The organism is Carnobacterium sp. (assembly GCF_032094055.1).
Classification (GTDB): Bacteria; Bacillota; Bacilli; order Lactobacillales; family Carnobacteriaceae; genus Carnobacterium_A.
In genome coordinates, this window is sequence record NZ_DAMDAK010000016.1 from 20272 (window position 1) to 28553 (window position 8282).

At 35.8% G+C, this 8282-nt stretch carries 9 protein-coding genes, 1 pseudogene and 1 riboswitch; all 10 genes and pseudogenes read left to right on the forward strand.

Features of this window, described 5'->3' with window-relative positions; translation table 11 throughout:
- Positions 1–437, forward strand: a 437-nt coding sequence (locus tag RT405_RS04105) for a DapH/DapD/GlmU-related protein (RefSeq protein WP_313467797.1), incomplete at its 5' end; no start/stop codon positions are given.
- 25 nt (positions 438–462) lie between these two features.
- Entirely contained in the window at positions 463–990 is a 528-nt protein-coding gene (locus tag RT405_RS04110; RefSeq protein WP_313467799.1) for a methylated-DNA--[protein]-cysteine S-methyltransferase, read from the forward strand.
- A 124-nt stretch (positions 991–1114) separates the two neighbouring features.
- A riboswitch (guanidine-I (ykkC/yxkD leader) is annotated at positions 1115–1213 on the forward strand.
- Positions 1214–1275: 62 nt separating this feature from the next.
- Positions 1276–1617 carry a multidrug efflux SMR transporter gene (locus RT405_RS04115; protein ID WP_035030159.1) on the forward strand — a complete coding sequence of 114 codons (342 nt, stop codon included), beginning with the start codon at positions 1276–1278 and terminating at the stop codon, positions 1615–1617.
- Positions 1617–1931 carry a multidrug efflux SMR transporter gene (locus RT405_RS04120; RefSeq protein WP_192987261.1) on the forward strand — a complete coding sequence of 105 codons (315 nt, stop codon included), beginning with the start codon at positions 1617–1619 and terminating at the stop codon, positions 1929–1931. The genes RT405_RS04115 and RT405_RS04120 overlap by 1 nt, the downstream gene beginning before the upstream one ends.
- A 155-nt stretch (positions 1932–2086) precedes the next feature.
- Positions 2087–2539: a nucleoside deaminase gene (locus RT405_RS04125; protein ID WP_313467802.1), complete on the forward strand. Its 453-nt coding sequence runs from the start codon at positions 2087–2089 to the stop codon at positions 2537–2539.
- A 405-nt stretch (positions 2540–2944) separates the two neighbouring features.
- Positions 2945–4357 carry an alpha-glucoside-specific PTS transporter subunit IIBC gene (locus RT405_RS04130; RefSeq protein ID WP_313467804.1) on the forward strand — a complete coding sequence of 471 codons (1413 nt, stop codon included), beginning with the start codon at positions 2945–2947 and terminating at the stop codon, positions 4355–4357.
- A gap of 46 nt (positions 4358–4403) precedes the next feature.
- Positions 4404–5777: a 6-phospho-alpha-glucosidase gene (locus tag RT405_RS04135; protein WP_313467806.1), complete on the forward strand. Its 1374-nt coding sequence runs from the start codon at positions 4404–4406 to the stop codon at positions 5775–5777.
- Positions 5778–5858: 81 nt separating this feature from the next.
- A complete protein-coding gene (locus tag RT405_RS04140; RefSeq protein WP_313467808.1) occupies positions 5859–6620 on the forward strand; it encodes a MurR/RpiR family transcriptional regulator in 762 nt (253 codons plus the stop codon).
- 103 nt (positions 6621–6723) lie between these two features.
- A pseudogene (locus RT405_RS04145) lies at positions 6724–7066 on the forward strand (HIT family protein); the annotation flags it as partial.
- Between the two features lie 182 nt (positions 7067–7248).
- Entirely contained in the window at positions 7249–8190 is a 942-nt protein-coding gene (locus RT405_RS04150) for a peptide ABC transporter permease (RefSeq protein ID WP_313467809.1), read from the forward strand.
- The last annotated feature ends 92 nt before the right edge of the window (positions 8191–8282 follow it).

Genomic DNA, 8282 nt, shown 5'->3' on the forward strand with positions numbered 1-8282 from the left:
AAGAAATAGTGGCTATTTTTAGTGAATTGACAGGCAAAAAAATCGATCCTTCTTTTGTTTGCAATCCACCGTTCTATACGAATTTTGGAAAAAATATTTCTATTGGGAAAAACGTATTTTTTAACATCGGTTGTTCCTTTCAAGATAGAGGCGGGGTCAGTATCGGAGATGGTGCCTTATTGGGAATGAACGTTACAATTGCCACACTTAACCATGGCTTATCCATAGAAACACGAAACACTGTTTATCCTTCTTCCGTTACAATTGGAGAGAATGTTTGGATCGGTTCCAATTCAACTATACTGCCGGGTGTCACTATTGGAAACGGATCCGTTGTTGCTGCAGGAGCAGTTGTCAACAAAGATGTACCAGCGGATACAGTTGTTGCAGGTGTACCAGCAAAAATCATTAAAAAAATCAATACTGAAGCAAAATAAATCGTTTTAAAGGGGGAGGAAAAGAATGGAAAATAAAGTAAGTCAACTTGTTTTTTACCAGCAGCTGGACAATCAAGAATGGCCGCTCTATCTAGCTGCCACATCAGAAGGACTCTGTTTTGTTGGTTCGTTGGGTGAAGGCTTCGCTGAATTAGAAAAATGGACTGAAAAATATGTATTGGATGCTTTGTTAGAAGAAAATGAAGCAGAGACAGCTAAATACGCTGAACAATTGCAAGAGTACTTTAAAGGAGAAAGAAGTCGCTTCGATATTCCACTTAATGCGATTGGAACCGATTTTCAACAAGAAGTGTGGACAGCATTAAAGGATCTGTCTTATGGCGAAACGACTTCTTATGGGGAAATCGCTAATAAGATCAATCGACCTGGTTCTTCCCGTGCTGTCGGAACCGCCATTGGGAAAAATCCTATTTTAATTGTTGTTCCTTGTCATCGAGTAATCCATAAAAATGGAGAGATTTCCGGATACAGGGGTAAGTTGCCTATGAAGAAGAAACTGTTGGCTTTGGAAACAACAACCTTTGGCAAATGAAGTTTGAACTGATAGTGATTTGACTGTCGGTTGAATGAAAAGATAATAGTAAGCTGAAAGTGATATGTCTATTTTTTCTTGACTATTTGGAAATAATCTTTATACTAAAAGTTAATTGCACAAATCGATTGTTTTCTAGGGTTCCGCAATCTAAATGATTGGACTGGTCCGAGAGAAAACGCACAGTTTTTCTGTGTCACGGAGGGACAAAAGCCCGGGAGTAACTGGTAAACAGTTCACTTTCGAGCTTTTTATTTTGCAATAAATGAGGAGGGAAACTTTTATATGAATAAGCATTGGGGAAAAGTATTATTAGGTGCTGTTTGTGAAGTACTATGGGTAGTTGGTTTAAACCATGCGACTAATGTTTGGGAATGGCTGGGAACGCTTTTTGCAATCGTGCTTAGTTTTTATTTGATTATTGCAGCAAGTCAATACATTCCAGTGGGAACAGTATATGCAGTCTTTGTTGGTTTAGGAACAGCAGGAACAGTCTTTTCTGAAATTATTTTCTTTAACGAGCCTCTAAATATCAGTAAATTGCTGCTGATTTTTCTTTTGCTAGCCGGTGTTATCGGCTTGAAGTTAGTGACCGAAGACAAACCTGAAAAAGGAGGTGTTTCTTAATGGCGTGGCTATCATTAATTGCAGGCGGGTTATTCGAAGTAGTGGGTGTCATGATGATCAATCGACTGAATCAACACCGCAATTGGCAATCACTGCTTTTATTAGCAGCAGGTTTTGGAGCTAGTTTTTTCTTTCTATCGTATGCGATGAAAACCATTCCTATGGGAACAGCTTATGCTATCTGGACAGGAATAGGAGCATCTGGCGGAGCTCTATTAGGAATGTTGCTGTATGGTGAATCAAAAGACTGGAAAAGAATCCTTTTTATTGCAATGATCTTAGGAGCAACAATAGGGTTAAAATTAGTATCCTAATAAAGCAAAGAACCTAGCAAAAAAGCTGATTGAGATATGTTCTCAATCAGCTTTTTTTGAAGTGAATGAACGTTAAAAGGAGCTGTTTTTTGCTTAATGAAGTTGAATCCTTTACAGTAAAGAGTATGTAACAGACAAGTTTTAGGAGGGGGAAAATGAATCAATTTATGGAAAGAGCAGTAGAACTTGCTGTAAAAAATGTTTGTGATGGAGGCCAGCCTTTTGGAGCAGTACTAGTAAAAGATGGGAAAATCGTTGCTGAAGGTGTAAATGAGCTTCATCATACTTATGATATTAGCGGACATGCTGAAATGTTGGCTATTCGAAAGGCGCAATCAGAGCTTCAAACACATGATTTATCAGAATATACAATTTATGCTAGTGGAGAGCCATGCCCCATGTGTTTAGCAGCGATGTATTTATCTGGTATAAAACAAGGATTTTATTGTGTGTCGATCGAAACTGCGGCGGAAGCTGGCTTAGGAGCCTCTAAAGCCATTTATTCAGATTTCGAAAAACCGCGTTCAGAACGTAAGCTTTCTATGCAGCAAATACCGTTAGAAAAAGAACAAGAAGAGCCATTGGAAAAATGGCAGAAAAAACAATAAGAACCGTCGATTGGTAATATTTTGAAACCCTTATAACCAATAAAATAGAACTGAAAAAATAATCATTCAAAACTTGTGCTTCAAGATTTGGATGGTTATTTTTAATGACAATAGAGTTGTTTGCGCTTTTATCATTGATTAAGAGAAAAAAATAAGTTTAGTGTGGGCTTTTTCTAACTAAACAGTATGCTAATGGTTCTTTTCATATTTTTGTTTTTTAAGTAATGTTGTAACAAATCCTATTATTTATTTTTAAAAGGTGTGATAAATTTCCCACAATAAGAGAAATTTATCTATACATGAAAGGTTTATCTATTCATCCAGATAAGATTGTTGAGACGAAAAAAAAGTGGTATATTTCACTTGTGGAAGCGCTTCAAATAAAGAAAAGGAGATGAAGTGAAGATGATGCAAAAGTTACAGAGGTTTGGTGGTGCAATGTTTACGCCAGTTTTGTTGTTTGCTTTTTCAGGAATAATATTGTCCATCGCTATTATGATGCAAAATGCAATGATCGTTGGAGGGATAGCAGCAGATGGAACATTTTGGTCAAATTTGTGGGCTGTAATCGAAAATGGAGCATGGACAGTATTTAATCAAATGGAATTATTATTTGTAATAGGACTGCCTTTAGGATTAGCCAAGAAAGCTAATGGAAGAGCGGCTCTAGAATCTTTAGTTGTTTATATGACATTTAATAATTTTGTTAGTAAAATTATTGAATTAATGGGAACAACGTTTGGTGTAGATTTTAATCAAGAAGTAGGCGGCGCAAGCGGCTTAAAGCTAATTGCTGGAATAAAAACATTAGATACTAACCTAATTGGTGCTATTTTGATTGCTGCAATTGTAGTCTGGATACACAATCGTTTTTTTGAAACTAAACTGCCAGACTGGTTAGGAATTTTCCAAGGATCATCCTTAGTTGTTATCATTGGCTTTTTCATAATGTTGCCAGTAGCGTTTATGACTGCATGGATTTGGCCAGTAATTCAAAGTGGCATTGTTTCATTGCAAGGGTCTTTAGCAAGTTCTGGAACTCTGGGTGTTGGTATTTATGTCTTCTTGGAAAGACTATTGATTCCTACTGGACTTCATCATTTTATTTATCAACCCTTTATTTATGGGCCTGCAGTATTAGAAGGCGGGATCACAGCAAACTGGTTACAAAATTTAAATGAGATTGCTTCATCCACAGCGCCTATTAAAGAGCTGTTTCCAGCTGGTGGATTTGCTCTGCATAATGCATCTAAATTGTTTGCACCGCTTGGCATATCGGCCGCTTTTTATGCAACAGCGAAACCAGAAAAAAGAAAGAAAATACTAGCGTTACTGATTCCCACAGCGTTGACAGCAGTATTGGCGGGGATTACAGAGCCATTTGAATTTACATTCTTGTTCCTTGCTCCTCAGTTATTTTTGGTACATGCAGTATTAGCAGGTGCTTTGGGAGCAACACTCTATTCGTTAGGAGTTGTTGGAGATATCGGCAGTGGTTTAATAGCGGTGGTAAGCCAATATATTATACCTATGTCCCTAAACCATGTAAGTTCAATTATTTTATTAATTGTTGTCGGTTTGCTCTTCAGCTTGATTTATTTTGTAGTGTTTCGTTTTGCCATTCTTAAATTCGATATAAAAACGCCTGGCAGAGAAGTGGACGAAGAAGCTTATTTTAAAGAAGGCGGCGCTCATGGGTTAGTAAGAAAAGGGAAAGCTTTCCAAGTTATTATCGGTTTGGACGTGCCTCAAGTAAGAGATGCTTTTGAAAATCAGCTTACTATTGAAGGGAGTGATTTAGCCGCTACTGTTGAATAAAGTATGTAATAAATAAAACCAAAACAAAAGAAAAGGGGAAATAAAAATGACATTAAAAAAACAATCACTACTTATAGCAGGCGGAGGAAGTACATTTACGCCAGGAATCATTATGATGTTATTAGAAAACCTAGATAAATTTCCTATTCGTCAAATTAAATTTTTTGATAATGATGAAGAGCGACAAAAAGAAATTGCTGATGCTTGTGAGATCATTTTACAAGAACGTGCTCCGGAAATTACATTTTTAGCTACAACAGATCCAGAAACAGCATTTACAGACGTAGATTTTGTTATGGCACATATTAGAGTAGGAAAATATGCAATGCGTGAACAAGATGAAAAAATTCCATTGAAATATGGAGTCATCGGCCAAGAAACATGCGGTCCTGGCGGAATCTCTTATGGAATGCGCTCAATTGGCGGAGTTCTGGAACTGATAGATTACATGGAGTTATATTCACCTGATGCTTGGATGTTAAATTATTCTAACCCAGCAGCAATAGTAGCTGAAGCTACTCGTAAACTAAGACCGACTGCTAAAATCATTAATATTTGTGATATGCCTGTAGGAATTGAACACCGAATGTCGGAAATATTAGGTTTGCAATCACGAAAAGACATGACAGTACGGTACTATGGCTTAAATCATTTTGGCTGGTGGACGGATATTCGTGACAAAGACGGCAATGACTTGATGCCGAAAATCAAAGAACATGTAGCCGAACATGGTTATGTGACACCAAATGAATTAGTTGGTCGGCCAGGAGAAGAAATTGAACCAAGCTGGATGCATACTTATGGTAAAGCTAAAGAAGTATATCCTTTAGACCCGAAAACACTGCCAAATACGTATTTAAAATATTACTTTTTCCCTCAAGACGAAGTTGCGCTAGCTGATCCAGATCACACACGTGCTAATGAAGTAATGGAACATCGTGAAAAGTCCGTATTTTCTGAATGTAATCGCATTGCTAATATTCAAACAGCTGAAGATGCAAAATTAGAAACAGATGACCATGCTTCTTACATCGTTGACTTAGCACGTGCTATTGCTTATAACACGAAAGAAAGAATGCTTTTGATCGTTCCTAATGATGGAGCTCTTTCTAATTTTGACCCTACAGCAATGGTAGAGATTCCATGTATTGTAGGATCAAATGGTCCTGAGCCATTAGCGCAAGGCGAAATTCCACGTTTCCAAAAAGGTCTGATGGAACAGCAAGTAGCTGTTGAGAAACTGGTTGTAGAAGCTTGGGCAGAAGGTTCTTACCAAAAATTGTGGCAAGCTCTTATTCTTTCAAGAACTGTTCCAAACGCAAGAGTTGCAAAACAACTCTTAGATGATTTAATTAAAGCAAACCAAGGTTACTGGCCTGAGCTAAAAGATTCCGTGAAGGTAACGGTGCCTATGGTATAATCATAATAAGATGTAAAAAATAGAGAAATTTTGATTTCTCTATTTTTTTCGCTTTATTATTTTTATAAGGAGAGATCAATAGTGGATTTAGAAGCTTTAATTAACCAGCACTATCGTGAATTGAATGAAAGCGATTTACAGATACTGTCTTACATCATTCAAAATAAAGAGAAGTGCAAAGGAATGACCATTATTGCCTTAGCTCAAGAAACCTTAACCTCTAAATCTACCATTTCCAGACTCGTAAAAAAAATTGGGTTCTCTGGGTATAGCGAGTTTAAATATAGTTTGAAAAATGAAACAAAAAAAGAATTGGATCAAACTGTTTCAAACTTTAGCGATACACAAAGAGAAGATATCACCAATACACTAAAGTTGTTCAACCAAACAAATTGTGAACCGATAATCAAAAAGATTCACCAGGCTGAAAGGATTTTTTGTTACGGTACTGGCTGGGGGCAAAGAGATGTTCTTTCGGATTTAAGAAGAAGTTTGATCGTAGTAGAAAAATTTCCCATTGTTCTTTCTTCGAAAAAAGAATTAGAGATAGCTTCAAAAGTAACATTTACTAAAGGTGATTTGCTGATTGTGGTGTCTTTAAGCGGAGACATTCAAGAAGTGAAAAATGAAATGAATGTTTTGACTCTTAATGGTATTGATATTCTATCCATCACTAGTCTGAAGAACAATAGTTTAGCTTCATTAGCTACCTATAATTTATATTTTCAAAGCACGCCTGCTTTATTAAATGGAATAGAAATTTTTTCGTTTTTACCAGTATTTCTTATAACAGACTCATTATGTAGAGAATATATTAAAGCTTATCAGTCTGGTAAGATATGAAACTAAGCAAAAGATTAAAAGCAGGAGATGAATATCTTTGTATCCATTTTTATATAGAAGTTTTTTACTATATTATTTTTATTCCAGAAGGGAGCAGCACAATATGGAAGAATGGCAGTTAAATAGAATTGAGTCTGCAAAAACGGAACTAATCCTATGTTAATGTTAGAGTTGAAAGGAGGGGGGGCAGTCTTTGGAGATACGCAATTTTTAACGGGATATTGTGTTATGCTACCAAAAAAAGTAATTCATTCTTTAAATGATTTGACTTTAGAAGAAAGAAGAGACTTTTTGGTAGATATGAGCATTGTAGGAGATGCGATTATACATATCTGCAATCCATTAAGAATTAATTACGATATATTAGGAAATACAGATTAATTTCTGCATGGACACATCTTTCCAAGATATAATTTGGAAAAAAAGAGCGAATAAAGAAACCTGTATGATTATACGATGAATCAAACTGGTATGATAACTAGAAACTTTATGGCGAACTTAAATACAGAGAGAGCAGACAAAAAAAACAGTTTATATTAAAACTATATAAATGAAATAGAAAGTATTTCAGAATCAGCTGGGCTGAAGAAAATAAGCTATACTAATAAAAAGGGAGGTTATTCTTTAGATGTTCGCACAAAAAAAGAAGAAAACAACGTTATGGGCATTGTGTTCCATCGTGTTGATTTTTTTACTGCTCAGTTGTTTATATGAACCGATATTATCAAAGCTTCTCACAATTCGGGTAGAGAAGACCATGATAGATGGAACATTAAAATATCCGCCTTTTACTCCTCTTGAAGTACAACCGTTTGGTACAGATATTCTAGGATTTACCATTTTCGCTAAAGTCATTCAAGGATTTAAGTATACTTTTTTTATTGGTTTATTGCTAAGTAGTGCTCAAATCTTATGCGGTTTATTGTTCAGTGTTTTATCTCTTTATAAATTAGGAACAGCATTATTGCTGCCTGTCTTTTCATATTTTGATAAGCTTTTTACATTGATACCTAAACCTTTTTTGTTGTTGTTGTTAATAGGCCCATATTACCATATTTTGTTGTTTAGTGCAGAGGATGTTCCGCCGACAGCTAATATGGAATTTATACTGATTCAACTGTTTGTTTTGTTTCTTGTTGGTCTTCCAAATTTGGTTAAACTTTTTCATGCTGAACTGAACTTTCTTTTCAAGCAAGATTTTGCTCTTGTCAGCCAAACGTTAGGCAGTTCTAAACTGAGGTCGGTTCAGTATTCTTTTAAGCCGCAATTAACGGAACTTATATTAAATTTGTTTTTCAAAATCCTAACACAAAATTTAGCCCTCTTTATTTATTTAGCGTATTTTCAATTGTATTTAGGCGGTTCATTAGAAACACAATTAGATGCAACGACTAAATATACCGTAACCATGTCGAACGAATGGAGCGGCTTGATTGGGCAGAATATTAATCGTTTAGCCAGTACTCCTTGGACAGTACTTGTTCCATTAGCTTTTTATGGCGGTCTGATTTTCATGCTCAATGGAATCAAGCGTGCTTTAATTGGAGGGATGCAAAATCAATCCATTTAAAAAAGTAATAAAGCAGTTGGCTTCATTTATTTCTATACCGGCAGGGATTATTCTGATCGTTTGCTTGAGTTACTCATTGCCTTTAAAAATGA

Excerpts from the sequence above, each read along its gene's own strand:
- RT405_RS04110 (WP_313467799.1), top strand. The coding sequence starts at position 463 with ATGGAAAATAAAGTAAGTCAACTTGTTTTTTACCAGCAGCTGGACAAT.
- RT405_RS04115 (WP_035030159.1), top strand. The coding sequence starts at position 1,276 with ATGAATAAGCATTGGGGAAAAGTATTATTAGGTGCTGTTTGTGAAGTA.
- RT405_RS04120 (WP_192987261.1), top strand. The coding sequence starts at position 1,617 with ATGGCGTGGCTATCATTAATTGCAGGCGGGTTATTCGAAGTAGTGGGT.
- RT405_RS04125 (WP_313467802.1), top strand. The coding sequence starts at position 2,087 with ATGAATCAATTTATGGAAAGAGCAGTAGAACTTGCTGTAAAAAATGTT.
- RT405_RS04130 (WP_313467804.1), top strand. The coding sequence starts at position 2,945 with ATGATGCAAAAGTTACAGAGGTTTGGTGGTGCAATGTTTACGCCAGTT.
- RT405_RS04135 (WP_313467806.1), top strand. The coding sequence starts at position 4,404 with ATGACATTAAAAAAACAATCACTACTTATAGCAGGCGGAGGAAGTACA.
- RT405_RS04150 (WP_313467809.1), top strand. The coding sequence starts at position 7,249 with ATGTTCGCACAAAAAAAGAAGAAAACAACGTTATGGGCATTGTGTTCC.